The sequence below is a fragment of the Actinomycetospora termitidis genome (genome assembly GCF_030286555.1).
GTDB lineage: Bacteria > Actinomycetota > Actinomycetes > Mycobacteriales > Pseudonocardiaceae > Actinomycetospora > Actinomycetospora termitidis.
The window spans coordinates 380,225-396,569 of the sequence record NZ_JASVWF010000002.1 but is presented as its reverse complement, the minus strand read 5'-3'; the positions used below and the strand labels follow the sequence as shown (position 1 = coordinate 396,569).

General features: G+C 73.1%; 15 protein-coding genes. 8 read left to right on the top strand and 7 right to left on the bottom strand.

Features of this window, described 5'->3' with window-relative positions:
- Nucleotides 1-55: 55 nt before the first annotated feature.
- Both QRT03_RS09785 and QRT03_RS09780 read left to right on the top strand, forming a co-directional pair.
- Nucleotides 56-1,981: a S9 family peptidase gene (locus QRT03_RS09785; RefSeq protein WP_286052505.1), complete on the top strand. Its 1,926-nt coding sequence runs from the start codon at nt 56-58 to the stop codon at nt 1,979-1,981.
- 201 nt (nt 1,982-2,182) lie between these two features.
- Nucleotides 2,183-3,172 (top strand): LLM class flavin-dependent oxidoreductase, encoded by a 990-nt coding sequence (locus QRT03_RS09780; protein ID WP_286052504.1) that lies wholly within the window; start codon nt 2,183-2,185, stop codon nt 3,170-3,172.
- A 41-nt stretch (nt 3,173-3,213) separates the two neighbouring features.
- Here the strand turns inward: QRT03_RS09780 and QRT03_RS09775 are convergent, their stop codons facing one another.
- Nucleotides 3,214-3,789: a TetR/AcrR family transcriptional regulator gene (locus QRT03_RS09775; protein ID WP_286052503.1), complete on the bottom strand. Its 576-nt coding sequence runs from the start codon at nt 3,787-3,789 to the stop codon at nt 3,214-3,216.
- Nucleotides 3,790-3,889: 100 nt separating this feature from the next.
- Between QRT03_RS09775 and QRT03_RS09770 the strand changes: the two genes are divergently transcribed.
- Nucleotides 3,890-4,921, top strand: a complete 1,032-nt coding sequence (locus QRT03_RS09770) for an LLM class flavin-dependent oxidoreductase (RefSeq protein WP_286052502.1) — start codon at nt 3,890-3,892, stop codon at nt 4,919-4,921.
- Between the two features lie 17 nt (nt 4,922-4,938).
- Here the strand turns inward: QRT03_RS09770 and QRT03_RS09765 are convergent, their stop codons facing one another.
- On the bottom strand, nt 4,939-5,922 hold the full coding sequence (locus tag QRT03_RS09765) for a TIGR03617 family F420-dependent LLM class oxidoreductase (protein ID WP_286052501.1): 984 nt from the start codon (nt 5,920-5,922) through the stop codon (nt 4,939-4,941).
- Between the two features lie 23 nt (nt 5,923-5,945).
- Between QRT03_RS09765 and QRT03_RS09760 the strand changes: the two genes are divergently transcribed.
- Nucleotides 5,946-7,679, top strand: a complete 1,734-nt coding sequence (locus QRT03_RS09760) for an FUSC family protein (protein ID WP_286052499.1) — start codon at nt 5,946-5,948, stop codon at nt 7,677-7,679.
- Nucleotides 7,680-7,704: 25 nt separating this feature from the next.
- Here the strand turns inward: QRT03_RS09760 and QRT03_RS09755 are convergent, their stop codons facing one another.
- From QRT03_RS09755 to QRT03_RS09745, 3 genes are all read right to left on the bottom strand, one after another.
- Nucleotides 7,705-9,390 carry an HNH endonuclease signature motif containing protein gene (locus QRT03_RS09755; protein ID WP_286052498.1) on the bottom strand — a complete coding sequence of 562 codons (1,686 nt, stop codon included), beginning with the start codon at nt 9,388-9,390 and terminating at the stop codon, nt 7,705-7,707.
- A gap of 31 nt (nt 9,391-9,421) precedes the next feature.
- Nucleotides 9,422-10,285 (bottom strand): class I SAM-dependent methyltransferase, encoded by an 864-nt coding sequence (locus QRT03_RS09750; protein WP_286052497.1) that lies wholly within the window; start codon nt 10,283-10,285, stop codon nt 9,422-9,424.
- Nucleotides 10,286-10,374: 89 nt separating this feature from the next.
- Nucleotides 10,375-10,794 carry a DUF7793 family protein gene (locus QRT03_RS09745; protein ID WP_286052496.1) on the bottom strand — a complete coding sequence of 140 codons (420 nt, stop codon included), beginning with the start codon at nt 10,792-10,794 and terminating at the stop codon, nt 10,375-10,377.
- Nucleotides 10,795-10,947: 153 nt separating this feature from the next.
- On the opposite strand from QRT03_RS09745, the gene QRT03_RS09740 reads away from it, so the two are divergent.
- Both QRT03_RS09740 and QRT03_RS09735 read left to right on the top strand, forming a co-directional pair.
- A complete protein-coding gene (locus tag QRT03_RS09740; RefSeq protein ID WP_286052495.1) occupies nt 10,948-11,247 on the top strand; it encodes a DUF1905 domain-containing protein in 300 nt (99 codons plus the stop codon).
- Nucleotides 11,244-11,615: a DUF1761 family protein gene (locus tag QRT03_RS09735; protein ID WP_286052494.1), complete on the top strand. Its 372-nt coding sequence runs from the start codon at nt 11,244-11,246 to the stop codon at nt 11,613-11,615. Before QRT03_RS09740 ends, QRT03_RS09735 begins: the two co-directional genes overlap by 4 nt.
- A gap of 58 nt (nt 11,616-11,673) precedes the next feature.
- On the opposite strand, the gene QRT03_RS09730 is transcribed toward QRT03_RS09735, so the two are convergent.
- Together QRT03_RS09730 and QRT03_RS09725 are read right to left on the bottom strand one after the other, a co-directional pair.
- Complete coding sequence (locus tag QRT03_RS09730; RefSeq protein ID WP_286052493.1) at nt 11,674-13,092, bottom strand: MFS transporter; 1,419 nt, start codon at nt 13,090-13,092, stop codon at nt 11,674-11,676.
- A gap of 266 nt (nt 13,093-13,358) precedes the next feature.
- A complete protein-coding gene (locus tag QRT03_RS09725) occupies nt 13,359-14,114 on the bottom strand; it encodes an SDR family NAD(P)-dependent oxidoreductase (protein WP_286052492.1) in 756 nt (251 codons plus the stop codon).
- A gap of 256 nt (nt 14,115-14,370) precedes the next feature.
- Between QRT03_RS09725 and QRT03_RS09720 the strand changes: the two genes are divergently transcribed.
- Both QRT03_RS09720 and QRT03_RS09715 read left to right on the top strand, forming a co-directional pair.
- The gene (locus QRT03_RS09720; RefSeq protein ID WP_286052491.1) at nt 14,371-14,838 is read left to right on the top strand and encodes a VOC family protein; all 468 of its coding nucleotides are present in this window, start codon (nt 14,371-14,373) and stop codon (nt 14,836-14,838) included.
- Nucleotides 14,839-14,864: 26 nt separating this feature from the next.
- Nucleotides 14,865-16,175 (top strand): Coenzyme F420 hydrogenase/dehydrogenase, beta subunit C-terminal domain, encoded by a 1,311-nt coding sequence (locus tag QRT03_RS09715; RefSeq protein WP_286052490.1) that lies wholly within the window; start codon nt 14,865-14,867, stop codon nt 16,173-16,175.
- Nucleotides 16,176-16,345: the final 170 nt, after the last annotated feature.

The window sequence follows — 16,345 nt, the reverse complement described above, 5'->3', positions numbered from 1 at the left end:
ACCCGGGTCACATCGCCTGGAGTGTGCCGCGACGGCACGGGGTCGCATGGCTGCCATGACGCAGACGACGCAGTCCACGGCCCTCCCCCGCCTCCGGGACGTCGAGGAGTACTTCGCCGACCCCGACTTCTCCCGCGCGACGATCTCGCCGGACGCCACCCGCCTCGCCTACCTCGCCCCGCGCCACGGCCGCACCCAGGTGTGGGTCCGCGGGATCGACGAGGGTCACGACGAGGCCGTCTGTGTCACCGACGACCGTCGCCGCGGCGTGAAGACCTACTCCTGGACCGACGACCCCCAGTGGCTGCTCTACCAGCAGGACACCGACGGCAACGAGGACTGGCACCTGTTCCGCGTGGACCTCACCGCACCCGAGGAGCCCGCCGTCGACCTGACCCCGCTCGAGCCGGGCTCCCGCGTGGTCGACGTGGCGCCGCTGCCGGACGAGCCGGGGCACGTCCTGGTGTGGATGAACCGCCGGCCGATGTTCTTCGACACCTTCCGGATCGAGGTGGCGACCGGCGAGACCACCCTGCTCGTCGAGCAGCCGGGCCTGACGTCGAACTATCTGTTCGACCGCAGCGGCCGGCCCGCGTTCCTCTCGACGCTCACCGAGGACGGCCACTACGAGTTCTCCGCGGTCGACCCGGACACCGGGGCGACGCGGTTCCTGCGCCGCGTCGGCGGCGCGGAGCACCCGCTGGGCGTGCAGCCGCAGATGGCGACGCCGGACGGCTCGGGCCTGCTGCTCGGGCTCTACCAGGACTCCGACGACCTGCGGTTGGCGCGCGTCGACCGGGAGACCGGCGAGGAGAGCGTGGTCGCCGCGGTCGAGGGCCGCAGCGTGGACACCATGGGGCTGCTGGCCCCGGGCCTGCCGTCCACCGTGTTCACCAGCGCCCGGACCGGCGAGGTGATCGCCGTGCGCTTCGTCGGCGAGCGGTCGACGGTCGAGGTGGTCGATCACGGCTACGACGACGTCTTCGCCGCGCTGGGCGGGCTGGCCGACGGCGTGCTGCGCTCGGCGTCCTCGGACGACGCGGAACGCCTCTGGGTCGCGAACATCGGCGGCGACCGCGAGCCCGGCGGCACGTGGCTCTACGACCGCGAGACCGGGGAGAGCCGGCTGCTCTTCCGGCTGCACACGCACCTCGACCGGGCGGAGCTCGCGACGATGGAGCCGGTCGCCCTGACCGCCCGCGACGGGCTGCCGCTGCACGGCTTCCTCAGCCTCCCGGTCGGTGTGGAGCCGCGGGACCTGCCGCTCGTGCTCGTCGTGCACGGCGGACCGTGGGCCCACGACGCCTGGGGCTACGACCCGGAGTCGCAGTTCCTGGCCAACCGGGGCTACGCGGTGCTCCACCTCAACTTCCGGGGCTCGTCCGGCTACGGGAAGCGGCACACCACGTCGGCGGTGGGCGAGCTGGCCGGCGCGATGCACGACGACCTCGTCGACGCCGTCCGCTGGGCCGTCGCCGAGGGGATCGCCGACCCGGACCGCGTGGGCATCTACGGCGGCTCCTACGGCGGGTACGCCGCACTCGTCGGCGTCACCGTCACCCCCGACCTGTTCGCCGCCGCCGTCGACTACGTCGGCGTCTCCGACCTGCCGAACTTCATGCGCAGCCTCCCGGCGTTCAGCCGCCCCTTCCAGGCCACGAACTGGCTGCTCTACGCCGGCGACCCGGACGACCCGGCCCAGGAGGCGGACATGCTCGCCCGCTCCCCCATCACCATGGTCGACCGCATCCGCACCCCGCTGCTGGTCGCCCAGGGCGCGAACGACGCCCGCGTGGTGCAGGCCGAGTCCGACAACATCGTCGCGTCGCTGCGCGAGCGCGGCGTCCCGGTGGAGTACCTGCTCGCCGACGACGAGGGCCACGGCTTCGCGAACCCGGAGAACCAGTTCCGGCTCTACCGGGCCATCGAGGCACACTTCGCCGAGCACCTGGGCGGGCGCCGTCGGGAAGAGCGTTCCTGACGGCGGCGTCTCGCAGCTGATGACGGAGCCCGCGCCTGTCGGAGAAGCCGTCGGAGACGTGGCACAGCTTCCGCCGAAGCGAGGGACCTTGCCGGGGCCGGGGCGGTCACGTGACGATGAGCACGTCGGCGGTGTCGTGAGTCACACCAACTGCGGTCGCCGGGCGCCGGCCCCGGCTCGGCAGTCGGACCGGAGGTCCCCATGCAGGTGTCGTGCGCGTTCCCCACCGCCCTGAGCTCACCGGACGACATCGCGCTCGCCGAGGAACTCGGCTTCGACCGCGCCTGGGTCTACGACACACCCCAGCAGAGCCCGGACGTCTGGATGGTCCTCGCGCTGGCCGCACAGCGCACCAGCCGTATCGGGCTCGGACCCGGTGTGCTGATCCCGAGCCTGCGCCACCCGATGGTCAACGCGGCCGCCACCGCCACGCTCGCCGCCCTCGCACCCGAACGCACGGCCGTGGCGTTCGGCACGGGGTTCACCGGCCGCCGCGCGATGGGTTACCGGGCCATCACCTGGGCGTTCATGGAGTCCTATCTCCGCGCCTACCGCGGTCTCCTGCGCGGCGAGGTCGTCGAGTGGGAGGGCGCGCAGATGCGGATGATGCACCCCGATGGCCACGCGCCCGCGCGCCCGGTCGACGTGCCCGTCCTGATCGGAGCGCTGGGCCCGAAGGGCAACGCGGTGGCGCGCGAGCTCGGGGACGGGCTCTTCGCGACGCTGCAGGTGCCCGACTTCCTCGGGGAGTACTCCTGGGTGCCCTTCCTGGCGTGGGGCACCGTGCTCGACGAGGGTGAGCCGGCGACCTCGGACCACGCCCGTGCGGCCGGCGGGCCGGGATGGGCGTTGGCCTACCACGGGGCCTACGAGTTCGGCGGTCCCGAGGCCGTCCGGGCGATGCCGGGCGGTGACGCCTGGATGGACACCGTCGAGAAGGCACCCGACGGGCAGCACCACCTCGCGGTGCACCAGGGCCACTGCGTCGAGCTCAACGACGCCGACCGCGCGGCGTGGGACGCCGGCGGGGCCGCCATGCTCCCGGACGTCACCGTCAGCGGAACCCGCGACGAGGTTCGCCGGCGGGTGGACGAGCTCGGTGAGCAAGGGGTCACCGAGATCGTCTTCCAGCCGTGCGGCCCCGACACGCGTTCCGAGCTCGAGCGCTTCCACGAGGCAGTGCAGAGATAGCGACGTCGTCCCGACGGGCCGGGGTACCCGGGGCGCCGGGCTCACGCTCCGGCGCGGTACCCGTGCCGGAGGATGTCCCGCGCCCCGTCGGCCTGGCGGGTGCCCGCGGGGCCGGTGGACCCGAGCCACGCCAGCATGGCGGCGCACCCGACGAGGTCGTGGGCGGTGACGTCGGTGCGAGCCACGCCGGCCTCCTGGGCCTCCGCCAGGAACCGCTCGGTCGTCGCGATCATCTCCTGGCACGCGAGACCGAGCGGCGTGGGCTCCGCGCCCTCGAGGGCCCCGACGAGCGGGCCGGACAGCCCTCGGTAGGTCGCCATGTGCTGCTCCACCTCGCCCAGCCACGCGTCCAACCGCCGGGCGACGTCGACCTCGCGGGCCACGCGGTCGCGGGCCTCGTCGAGCTCGTCGCTCTCGAGGCGCAGGACCTCGGCGAGCAGGCACTCGCGGTCGGGGAAGTGCCGGTAGAGCGTCCCCGGCCCCACCCCGGCGTCCCGGGCGATGGCCTCCAGCGACGTCGTGACGCCGTGGCGTCGCACGTGCTCGCGCGCGACCGCGATCAGCAGGTCGCGGTTCTTGCGGGCGTCCGCGCGCATCGCTCGATCGGTGCTCGCCATCGGACCGTCCTCTCCTGACCTCACGGAGCTTACCGGAGGGAGCCTCCGTGTACGCTGACCGGAGGCTGCCTCCGCTCCCGTCGTCCACGAGAGGACCACCATGCCCGCGTCCGTCCCGCTCTCCCTCCTGGACCTGGCCCGGGTCCTGCCCACGGAGACCGCGTCCGAGGGCATCGCCCGCAGCGTGCGCCTCGCGCAGACGGCGGACGGCCTGGGCTACCGCCGCATCTGGATCTCCGAGCACCACAACATGCCCGGTCTCGCGTCCTCGGCGACGTCGCTGTACATCCAGCACATCGCCGCGCACACCACGACCGTGCGCGTCGGGTCCGGCGGGATCATGCTGCCGAACCACTCCCCGCTGGTGATCGCCGAGCAGTTCGGGCTGCTGGAGACCCTCTTCCCCGGGCGGATCGACCTCGGCCTCGGGCGCGCCCCCGGCACCGACGGCCCCACCATGCAGGCCCTGCGCCGCGATGCCCGCGCCTCCGAGCACTTCCCGTCCGACATCGTCGAGCTCGACGGGTTCCTGACCGGCGCCACCAAGGTCCCCGGCGTCCAGGCCTACCCGCACCGCAGCTCCGGCGTACCGCTGTACATCCTGGGCTCGTCGCTCTACGGCGCGCAGCTCGCCGCGCACCTCGGCCTGCCGTACGCGTTCGCCTCCCACTTCGCCCCGGAGGCCCTCGAGGAGGCGGCCGAGATCTACCGGACGCGGTTCGACCCGTCCGGCCCCCTGGCGGGCCCGGACGCGGCCCCGCACTTCATCGCCGCGGCCAACGTCATCGCCGCCGACGACGCGGACACCGCCACCGAGCAGTACCGCAAGACCGAGTTGGAGTGGCTGCGCTCCATCCTGGGCCGCGGCCGGGACCTCACCGACGACCAGCTCGCCGTCCTCCGCGACCACCCGCAGGGCCGGCAGGTCCTCGGCATGCTGCGCCGCACCCTGGTCGGCACCGGCCCCGAGGTCGTCGCCGGACTGGACGCACTGGCCGAGGAGGTCCACGCCGACGAGCTCATCGTCGTCAACGCCGCCACCGAGGAGCAGCACCAGCACCGGACCCTCGAGTTGCTGGCCCCCGCCCCGGACCGGCGAGTCCTGACCGAGCCCGCGCTGGCCGCTTCCTGATGTGACCTGGTCGCGGGTCAGGCCCTCAACGCCTCCACCACGCCGGCGAAGTGGCGGGGTGGCGGCGTGTCGCCGGGCCGGTTGAGCCGCACTCGATCCGCCACCGCGCCGTAGCGCCGCCGCAGGTCGGCGGCCACCTCGGTCGCGGAGCCGCTGGAGCACATCTCGTCGAGCAGGTCGTCGTCGACGAGCGCGGTCATGTCGTCCCAGCGTCCCTCCTTCGACAGCGTCCGGAGAACCTCCTGCAGGTCCTCCCGCCCGTGCTGTTCGAGCACCGGCCGGTAGGCGGGGGTGGAGGCGTAGAAGGCGATCTGGCGGCGGGTCGCCTCGCGGTCGGCCTCGTCGAGGGCGACGAACGGGGACAGCGCGATCTGCAGCGGCGCCCGGTCGGCCGGACGGTGCCGGGCCACCGCGGCCAGGATGACCTCGGTCAGGTAGCGCGGGCCGCAGAACGGGTGCACGAACAGCCCGTCCGCGACCTCGGCGGCGACGCGCAGCATCCGCGGGCCGACCGCGGCCAGGTACACCGGTGGCGGCCCGGCCCTGTGGAACGGCGGCGTGAAGGCCGGGGTCATCAGCGTGTGACGGTAGAACGAGCCGCGGTGGTCGAGCGGCTCGCCGGTCTCCCACGCATGCCAGATCGCACGCAACGCCGTCACGAACTCGCGCATCCGCTCGGCGGGCTGCGACCACGGCATGGAGAAGCGGTTCGTGACGTGCGGCCGGATCTGCGGCCCCAGCCCGACCACCAACCGCCCGTCCGAGAACCCCTGCAGGTCCCAGGCCGGGTGGGCCACCGTCATCGGGGTCCGGGCGAACGCGATCGCCACCGACGGTCCGAGTTCGAGGCGCGTGGAGTGCTCGCACGCGAGCGCGAGCGACAGGAACGGGTCGTGCTGGTTCTCGTTGTTCCAGGCGCCGTCGAAGCCGATCTCCTCGCACTCCCGGACGTCTGCGGCCACGTCGGCCAGCGTCGCCCGGAGCCTCGCGTCGATCTTCACGAGGGCACCCTAGGGTCAGGACGGTGCTCGGGCTCTTCGTCGTCCTCGTCGTTCCGGCGTTCGCGCTGGGTCTGCTCTTCGGCGCCGGGCCGGCCGCGATCGTGGGCGCGTTCGCCGGGCTGTTCTCCTTCATCGGCGTCGCCGGCGGGCCGCTGTGGTCCGACCTGCGGGCGCTGGCGGCGTCCAGCCCGGTACTCCTCGTCGCGGCGTGCGGCCCCCGACTCCTCGCCGAGTGGTCCCGTCCCGCGGCCTTCGCGCTCATCCTCGCGCTCGTCCTGATCGCCGGGCTGCTCCCGCTGCGTCGTCCCGGCCTGACGACGTTGGGCCTCGGCCTGGGCCTGCTGACGCTGATCAGCTACGGCCTCCCGATCGGCGGCGGGATCCCGGCACTGCAGCTCGTCGTCGCCACTGTGGCCGGGCTCGTCGTCGCGGCGCTGTTCCGGTGCGTCACCGGGCTCCGGGACCCCCACGGGCCGGCGCGCGCGAAGGTCGCGGGGCTCCTCGACGAGCCCGAGCCCTCGGTGGCCGGCGCGGTGGACCTCTGGCTCCGGGACGGCCGGCCGACCTGGCTCGCAGCCGTGATCACGGCCGCCGTCCGGACCCGCCTGGCCGTCGCCACCGCGGACGCCACGGTCCGACGGCTGCCGGTCGAGGACCGCGCCGCAGGGGACCGGGCCGTGGAGGCCGTCCGCGAGCGGGCACGGAGCCTCGCCGCCGCCGTCCGCGCGAAGCGGCCGTCCGACGAGCCGCCCGGCCGCGCCACCCCCGTGCCGGAGCTCGAGGACCCGTTGCGCACCGCCGACGACGCCCTCGACCGGGTCGCCGAACTCGTCGTCCGGCGCGACGCCACGCCTCTCGCCGACGACGACCGCGCCCACCACGGGCTCCGCGCGGCCCTGGCGAGCACCGACGCCTGGCGCTCGACCCAGGTGCGGCACGCACTCCGCACCACGCTGGGGGTGCTGCTCGTCCTGCTGGTCTCCCTGACGCTGCGGCCCGGGGACCCGCTCCTGCCGACGCTGCTCATGACGACCTTCTCGATCCTGCAGACCAGCTGGGGCGCCACCCTGGCCCGCGCCCGCCCCAAGATTCTCGGGCTCCTCGCCGGGGCGGCCGTGGCGGTCGCGATCATCCTCGTCCTCCCCCCGGCGACCCTGCTCCCGATCGCCCTCGTCGCCCTCGTCCTGGGGCTCGCGACGATCACCTCCCGCCCGACCCTCGGCAGTGCGGCCATGGTCTGCGTCAGCGTCGGCTTCTCCAGCTCACTGCGCGGCCTCGACCCGGTCGCCGTGCTCGTCGAGTACGGGATCCTCATGGTGGTCGCGGTCCTGGTCAGCGTGGTCGTCGCCTTCGCCGTCGTCCCCTCCCGCCGCCGGCCCGACCTCCGCCGGCGACTCGAAGCCGCCGTCGCCGCGACGGTCACCGCGCTCGACGCCCTCGCCGAGGACGCCCCGGACCGGACGCGGGTGGCTTCCGCCTGGCGGGACGCCGCCCGCGCCCGCCGCGACCTCGTCGGGGAGCACGACCGGCTCACCGACCACCAGACCGAACAGCTCGAGCGGGTCCGCCTCGGGCTCGACGATCTCGCCCTGCTGGCCACCGTCACCCGGACCGGTCCCGACGACGGGTCCGTCCCGCTCATCGAGGCCCGGACACGGCTGTTGGTCGACGCGCCCGACGCCCCGAGCGGTGTCCTGTCCGCCCTCGCCGACGAGGTGCGCACCGAACGGCGAGCGTTGGAGAGCGCATGCCCCTGACACCGACACCCGGGTCGACTCCAGCTCACGCCGCCTCGATGGTCCAGGGGCGGTTGTGTCGGGGGGTGCGGGTGGGGTCGAGCCACTTCGGTGGGATGAACCAGGGCATGCGCTGGTCCATGACGATCTCCCAGCCGGAGTGGTGGACCAGCGTGTGGTGGTAGCCGCAGAGGCACACGAGGTTGTCGAGCTCGGTCTCACCGCCGTGGCCCCAGTGCGCGATGTGGTGGACCTGGGTGTGGCGGGCTCTTCGGCGGCAGCCGGGGAAGGCGCAGTGCCGGTCGCGGCGGCGCACGGCGCGGCGTAGCCCGGCGGGTGGGTTGCGGGTCTTGCGCCCGACGTCGAGGACCTCGCCCTTCGACCCCATCACCATCGGGATGATCTCCGCGTCACATGCCAGGCGGCGTACGGTCTCGGGGCGGATCCACGTGGTGTCCTCGAGCAGCGCGAGGGCCTTGCTGCGGTCGGCGAGCTGGTCGCGCAGGGTGTCGAAGTCGACGGTCACGGTCAGCTGCAGCGACGGGACGTCTCTGGCCCGCGCCGGTGCCGGCCGTGGAGGTGGGGCTACCGGGCCGTCGAGGCCGGCATCGGTGGCAGGACCCGCGCCCGGGTCGTCGTCGACGCCCGACTCGGCGTTTCCTCCGGGGTCCTCGCCGGGGTGGACGTCGTCGTTGTCCGGGCCGCCGAACTCCCTCTGCCCATCGGGCTCGTCGGGGTCGCCGGGTTCGTCGAGGCCGGCGGCGTGGCCGGCCTCGATCAGGTCCATCAGGGCCGCAGCCTGGCGGGAGGGCTTGGACTCCCGCGCCTCGATCTGCGGGTCTTCCCCACGCGCCCCGTCGGCACCGGTGGGCGGCTGCCCGGTGTCCGGGTCGACCACGGCCGCCGACTGGGGCGGCAAGGTCGCCCCGCGGATGGCCTGGTCGAACAACTCCGCGGCGACCGGGTCGCGCAGGATGGTCTTGGCGTGCAGGTGACCGTTCTTGCGGCGGGTGTAGGTCAGTTCGTTCTCCGGCGCCGGATCCTCCGCCGGGGCGGCCCCGTCGGGGTCGAGTCGGTCGGCGATCACCACGGCGGCGCGGGTGAGTGCGGCCGGGCAGTGGGTGCGCGCCAGCTGCGCGAGCTGCTCCTCCGTGGTCGCCAGCACCTCGGCGGGCAGGTCCTCGACCCCACGCAGCCGGGTCATGGTCTTCCGGATCACCTCGACGTGGCCGTCGCCGGCCTCGCCGTGGTCGACCACCGTCGAGGTCGCCGGCAGGTCCGGTTCCAGCGTGGCGCCCGCGGGTGTGACCGTGGGGTGCAGAGCCTCGGCATGCCTGGCCAGCCGTCTGGATTCGGCGGGGTCGAGCCGGACGTGGTCGGAAAGCAGCCGCGGCAGGTCGCGGTAGCCGGACTCGGCGACCGCGTCCGAGCCCTCCAGGGCCAGGATCGCCCGATAGACGCGCGCCCCGGCCAGCCGGTGGGCGGTGACCGCGTCGGCGATCTCGGCCAGCGCCGCCCGCGAGGACCGCGACAGCCGCTCCTCACCGCTGTCGCACGTCTCGGGCTCGACCCCGGGCACCGCCCACCCGGCGTCGGGCTCAGGATCCGGTGGGCGGAGCGGCAGGACCCGCGCCAGCCGCTCACCCGGCTCGCCGGGCGGCGGCATCGGTGTCCGCTCGGCGCGGGGTTGCCAGGACCCGTTCGGATCCAGGTACCACACGCCCGCCGTCATGCACCCATAGTCGAACACGTGTTCGAGAAGATCAAGAGCCGTTCGGAGCAACCTCGACCCGGCCGGTCTCCTCCCCACCCCGCCGGGGCTCGGGGATCCGGGGGCGAGGCCGGACGACGGCGACGAGGCCCCGGATCCGTTCGGGTTCCTCGCTGCGGCGGTGCATCGGGACGGCGTGGATCACCGCGGTGTCGTCGACGTGCACCCGCTCCCACTCGTCGGCCGGGAACGTCCGGTCCAGCTCGTCCCCGCCGAAGGGACGTGGGGTGGGCAGACCCGAGGCGATCGCCCGGGCCAGCGGGTGCGGCAGCCCGCGGGGCCCGGCGCCCAGGTTCTCCACGTAGCTCAGCAGGGATCCCCGGTGGTTGGTCTCGGCGATCACCGCGACGCCGCGGTCGCCCAGGAGGCGCCCGATGTTCGCCGCGGCCCGTCCTCGTGCCTCCGCGGTGAGCACGTGCAGCACGCCGCGCACGAACACGTTCGCCGGGCCCGGATCCGCGCGGATCCGATCGACCGCGTCGGGTGCCGCGAGGTCGGCGACCAGGAACCCCGGTTCCTCCGGGACCCGGTCGGCCTCCTCGCGGGCGAGCGCGATCGCCGCGTCCGACACGTCGACCCCGATGCCCCGCCATCCCGCTCGACACAGCGCGCGGGTGAACCGACCGTTGCCGCACCCGAGATCGATCACCGGGAGGGCCGGGTCGGCGAACCTCTCGAGGAGTTCCAGGTACCGGTCCGGCTCCGCCGGATCGCCGGAATCCCACAGCACGTCTCCGCCGTCCCCCGTGGACCCGACCCCGGCCCAGTAGAGGTCCCACCGGTCCCTGCCACCGCGCGGAGCGCGGACTCCCCACCACGCGAGGTGGGGCAGCAGAAGCAACCGGCGCAGCGGCATCGTCGTCCCCCTCGGCGTGCGGGATCGCCGCGAGGAACGCTAGGCGCGGCGCGAACCCGTCCACAGGGCCGAACGGGCGTCGCCGGGCCTCACCGCGGCGGCCGCGCACCCTCCCGGCCACGCCACCAGCGGAAGACCGACGGCGGGTCCGCCGTCCCGAGCAGCCACGACACGGCATCGTCGTCGTCCACGAAGAACCGCATCGGCATCGGATGGGCCGCGACCCCCAGCGCGAAGTTCGCGATGATGGAGTCCACCCGGGAGCTGCCGAGCAGGGCGAGCCGCGACACCGAGCAGGGACGGGTGAACTCGAGTCGGGCGTCGCGGGACAACGAGCGGGTGCCGGCCATCTTCACCAGCAGGGGGCGCATCTCGTCGCCGTTGAGGTCGTCGATGAGCCCGATCGCGGCGTCGGCGAGCTCGCCGTCGATGTCCAGCCCCGGGGTCCACGTCAGCACGAGGAAGCCGCGAGGGTCCTCCCGCACGGCCATCGCGTCGTCGTGCTGCACGGCCGGATCGTAGGGCCGGGCGTTCGACTCCGACGACGACGAGAGGCCGAGTGTGAGCGACGACTACTCCGATCGGGTGTCGTCACGGTCCTCGTGTCGAGCGGGAGCCGTCCGTCGCGACATCCGGGTGTCCACCCCGAAGGGAGCACCCCGATGCCGACCGACACCGCCTCCACCACAACGCTCGACCACACCTTCACCGCCACCCTCGAGCGCAGCTCCGCGAAGGGCGGCTGGACCTACGTCCGCACCGACTGGTCGGCGGCCTACTTCGGCACCCGCGGCCTGGTCAAGGTCACCGGCACCGTCGACGGGCACCCCTTCCGCGGCTCCTTCATGGCCCTCGGCGACGGCACCCACAAGCTGGCGTTCCCCGCCGACCTGCGCGCGGCGATCGCCAAGCAGGCCGGCGACACCGTGACCGTGCACCTGCTCGAGCGGCTCGGCCGGTGACCGTCGTCGCGGTCGGGGTGGCCGCGGTCGCGGTCTTCATCATCAGCAGCGTCTACTACGCCGTCCTCGGAGCACGGCTGGCGCGGTGGTCGCCGGCCTATGCCACCCCGCGACCGGCAGGGCTGACGGTGGTGGTCGAGCTGGTCCGCAACGTCGTCCTCGCCTCGGTCGTGGCGGGCTTCTTCCTGACAACGTCGCTGGGGACGGCGCTGCTCGGCGCGCTGGCCCTGTGGGTGGCGTTCCCGCTGGTCCTCCTGACCGGATCGGTCTACCACGAGCGGACCGACCCGAGGCTGGCCGTGGTCCACGCCGGGGACTGGCTGGTGAAGGTCGTCGTCGTGACGCTCGTGGTCGTCCTCCTGGCCTGAACTCGTCCGTCCGCGTCGTCGCGCTCTCCCCGGTGGCGGCGAGGCTCCGGCGCGAGGTCTATCGACGTGGGCCGGTCAGTGCGACGGGGAGAGCGATGAGTGCGGCGATGGCGAGGATGACGACCATCCAGGTGATGCTGCCGGTGGCCGCCACGATCGAAGCGGTCGCAAGTGGCGCGAGGCCCGCGAGCACGTACGCGAGGTTGTAGGACAGGGACACCCCGCTGTAGCGGACCTCGACCGGGAACAGGTCGGCGAGCACTGCGCCACGAGTTGCCTCGATCGCACCCACGGCCAGCCACACCAGGCAGAAGGCGACGCCGACCGCAGCGACGTCGCCCAAGGCCAGCAGTGGGAAGAGGAGGACCGCGGCCGGGATCTGGAGCAGTGCGACGGTGATCAGGACGACGCGGCGTCGACGGTCGACGAGACGCCCGACGGTGAACAGCGCGACCAGACTCGCGAGGTAGGCCAGATTGAGCAGCATGAGGACCGTCGCGCGGGAAGCGCCGGTGGTCTCGATCGCGTAGGTGAGTCCGTAGGTGTTGACGACGTAGCCCGTCGCCCCGCTGACGAGGACCCACGACATCGCGCGCAGCACCCCGAGCGGGTGCTCGCGGAGGACGGGGATCAGCGGCACACGCGGCGGTTCGTGCGCCAGAGCCGACTCGAACAGAGGGCTTTCGGTGACCCGCTTGCGGAGGTAGAAGCCGAACACGAGCAGGACGAAGCTGATTCCGAAGGCGATGCGCCAGCCGCCGCCGGCGAAGCCGGCGGGATCGAGGGTCGAGACGACGATGAACATGGTGGACGCGAGCAGCGGTCCCGCCGTGGTGCCGAATGCGGGAGCCGATCCATAGAGTCCGCGTTTGCCCGGCGGCGCGTGTTCGACGGCCATCAGGGCCGCCCCTCCCCACTCGGCGCCGGCGGCGACGCCCTGCACGGCACGCAGGAACACCAGTAGAGCGGGAGCTGCCAGGCCGATCGTGGCGTACGTCGGTAGGAAGGCGATCAGCATGGTCGACAGGCCCATCACCATGAAGCTCCAGACCAGCACCCGCTTCCGGCCGATCCGATCTCCGAAGTGTCCGGCGACGATCCCGCCGATGGGGCGGAAGAAGAAGCCGATGGCGAAGGAGGCGAGGGCGCCGAGTTGGCCGGCGAGCTGGTTGTCGGCCGGGAAGAACTGAGGAGCGAAGACCAGGGCCGAGGCAAGGCCGTACAGAGCGAAGTCGTAGAACTCGATCGTCGTGCCGACCGCGCTCGAGAGGACGACGGTGCGCGCCTCACGCGGGTCGACGGGCGGGGTCGGGACAGAAGCGCTGTCAGCTGGGGTGTCGGTCTTCGGCGTCGCCGGATCGGTGTTCGTCACGGGGATCCCTCTCTGTTGTCGGAGTTCGGCCCTGAACGGCGGCCGAGCGGGGGAAGAGGCCTCGGGCCGCAGTGCTCGCGACGCGTAGGCAGGTCGGGACGGCACTCGGACCCGCGGGAGCCCTGGAGGTGGGCGCTCGGGCGCGGCGCGATGCCACCGGCGACATCTGCGACGAGCGGAGCGGCTCGTGCCGCGCCGACGTCGTCGGCAGCTCCGCATTGCCGGGAGCCCGACACGGGCCGGAGGCGCCGGGTTGGGTGGCGACCCCTCCCGGTCCCGGGTTCGGCTGCCGTGGACCCGACAGACGGTCGACGGTTGTCCAGCCGACGCCGTCGCCGCCCCCGGTTCGCCTGGTCGGGCCCCTTCGCCGGCTAGGTCAGCAGGCCGCCGTCGACCCCGAGGGACTGGCCGGTGATGCTGTAGGCGTCGTCGGAGAGCAGAAAGGCGACTGCTCCGGCGATCTCCCCGGGGGTCTGCGCTCGCCGCAGCGGCATGTTCGCGACCATCGCGGCCAGTGCGGCGTCCGGGTCGTCGGTCCCCTGTGCCTCGGCTCCCCACATCTGGGTCCTGATGGCTCCGGGGCAGACGGCGTTGACCCGGACTCCGTCGGGACCGATCTCGCGCGCCAGCGCTCGGGTGAGTCCGATGACGGCGTGTTTGGAGGCGTTGTAGTGCGCCCAGTTGGCGAAGCCGTCGCGCCCGCCGATGGATGACATGTTCACGATGACGCCCTCACCCTGCGCGATCATGTGGGGCACCACGTGGCGGCAGGTCAGGAACGTCCCCTTGGAGTTCACGAGCTGCACCGAGTCCCAGTCGGCCTCGGTCATGTCGACGAACCGCGTGGCCCGCGCGATCCCGGCGTTGTTCACCAGACCGAACACGGCGCCGTACACCTCGATCGAGCGGTCGATCGCCGCTCGGACCGATCCAGCGTCGGTGACGTCGAGCTCGAGGCCGATGGCGGCGCCACCTCGTCCGACGATGTCCTCGGCCACCTCCTGCGCTCCGGCGAGCTTCAGGTCCGTGACGACGACGCTGTAGCCGTCCGCGCCGAGCCGACCCGCGATGGCGCGCCCGAGCCCCTCGGCCGCGCCGGTCACGATGACTGTCCTCGAGCTGCCCATGGTCCCTGCCTCTCTGCCCGGGTGGTGCTGGAACCTTGGGTCGAGGAGGTCGGCTCGGTCCAATACCGCACTCCGGCCGCTTGAGAAGCACCACCGATCAGACCGTCGCGGCCTGATCGATGCTGGTTCTCAGCTCGCGGCGAGACTCTATTGGACGACGACACGCCCCCCGGGATGTGATGCCGACAACGCCATCGTCGTCGGAGGCGCAGTCGGGGAGAGCCGGCCGCGCCTCGATCAGGAGGACGTCACTCGCATGAAGCTGCCCGTCAACCACGTCGGTATCACGGTGTCCGACGTCGAGCGGTCGACCGCCTTCTACACGTCGTTCGGCGGCGAGGTCATGCACGGCGGGAGGTTCGGCGACGTCGGCACGGCTCGCGCGCTGGGTCTGTCGACCCTGGACCTGGAGACCCGGTTCATCCGGTTCGACGGGCTCGTGCTGGAGCTGCTGCAGTACCGCGCTCCGGAGTCGCGCGCGTACTCCTCGGACAACTGCGACGTCGGCGCCGCCCACGTGGCCTTCACCGTCGAGAACCTGCCCGAGCTCTACGACACCCTCCGGACGCAGGGCGTGGAGTTCTACTCCGAACCCAACCCCATCGACTCCGGCGACTATGCCGGCGGCTACATGGTCTATGCGAGAGACCCGGACGGCGTCTCGGTCGAATTCCTGCAACCGGGTCCGGGCCACGAGGGCGCGCCCGACGCCGAGTCCGCGTGAACGGGACCAGGAAGGTTGCACTGGGGATGCCGAAGCACGCCGACCAGGTCCGCGGTCTCGCCGACCCGGAGCCGCGAGCCCGGAGCGCGACCCGACTGCCGACCGCGCCTCGGGATGTCACGGACGTCGTCCGGTCCGGCCTGTGCAGCGGGTGCGGTCTGTGCGCGAGCCTCGCCGGCCCGGAGAAGATCCGCATGGGTCTGAACATGAAGGGCAACATGCGGCCGCTCGTCCTCGACCCGGTGGACGAGGACGTGAACCGGACCATCCTGGCGAGCTGCCCGGGCGCCACCGTCACCGGTCCGGGCGCCCCGGGGGGCGTCGCCACCCACCCGGTGTGGGGGCCGATCCGTGAGATGCACCGTTCCTGGTCCGCCGAGGAGCAGGTCCGGCACCACGCCGCGGCGGGCGGGACCCTGACCGGGCTCGGTCGTTACCTGCTCGACAGCGGCTCGGTCTCGGCGGTGTTGCACGTCCGGGCCTCGGAGGAGACGCCGTGGCTGACCGAGGCACAGGTGTCCCGCTGCGCGACCGAGGTGTACTCGGGCGCGCAGTCGCGCTACGGCCCCGCGGCGCCACTCGTGCACGTCCGCGCCCTGCTCGACGCGGGCGAACGGTTCGCGGTCATCGCCAAGCCGTGCGACATCTCGGCGCTGCGTGCCCTCGCGCGGGTGGACCCGCGCGTGGAGGAACAGATTCCGTACATGTTGACCCTGTTCTGCGGTGGCGTGCTGAACGCCCACATCCCCCGCGCGATGATCCGCCATCACGGCGTCAAGGAATCCGAGGTCACCACCTTCCGGTTCCGCGGCGACGGGTGGCCCGGCCCGCACCGGGTCGAGACCTCCGACGGCCGGACCTTCGACGTCCCCTACGGCAGCGCCTACACCGGCCGTCCGTGGGGCTACGACATGCAGTTCCGATGCAAGATCTGCCCGGATGCCGTCGGAGAGGTCGCCGACATCTCCGCCCCGGACGGCTGGTTGCTGGCCGACGGCCGACCGCTCTACGACGAGGCGCCGGGGCGCAACGTGGCCGTGGTCCGCACCGAGCGGGGGCGCGAGCTCCTCGCCGCCGCCGTGGCCGCGGGATACATCGAACTCGCCCCCGTCTCGATGGCCGAGCTCGAGGCCATGCACGGCAACCACCCCGCCCGCAAGGTCGGCGCCCCGGCGACGTTCCTCGCACTGCGGGTCAGCCGGCAACCGCGGCCCTCGATCCGCGGGTACCGGACCTGGCGGTCGGTGCGGCGGGCCGGCGTGCGGACGAGCTGGCAGCAGTTCCGGGGCACGCTCCGCCGCGTCCTGCGCGGCGACAACCGCGAACCGGTGATCTGAAACCGCCTACGACACCCGGCACCCGAGCCGGGGCGGCTCCCGGCGGAGGCGGCTGACGCCCCTGCCCCGGGAGCCGACGACGTCACGCGTCGATCCCGGCGTGCTGCTCGAGGCGTGCAGGTGCCGCCCGGGCGCAGGGTCCTGCGCGCGACGACGCGCCCCGCGCGCAC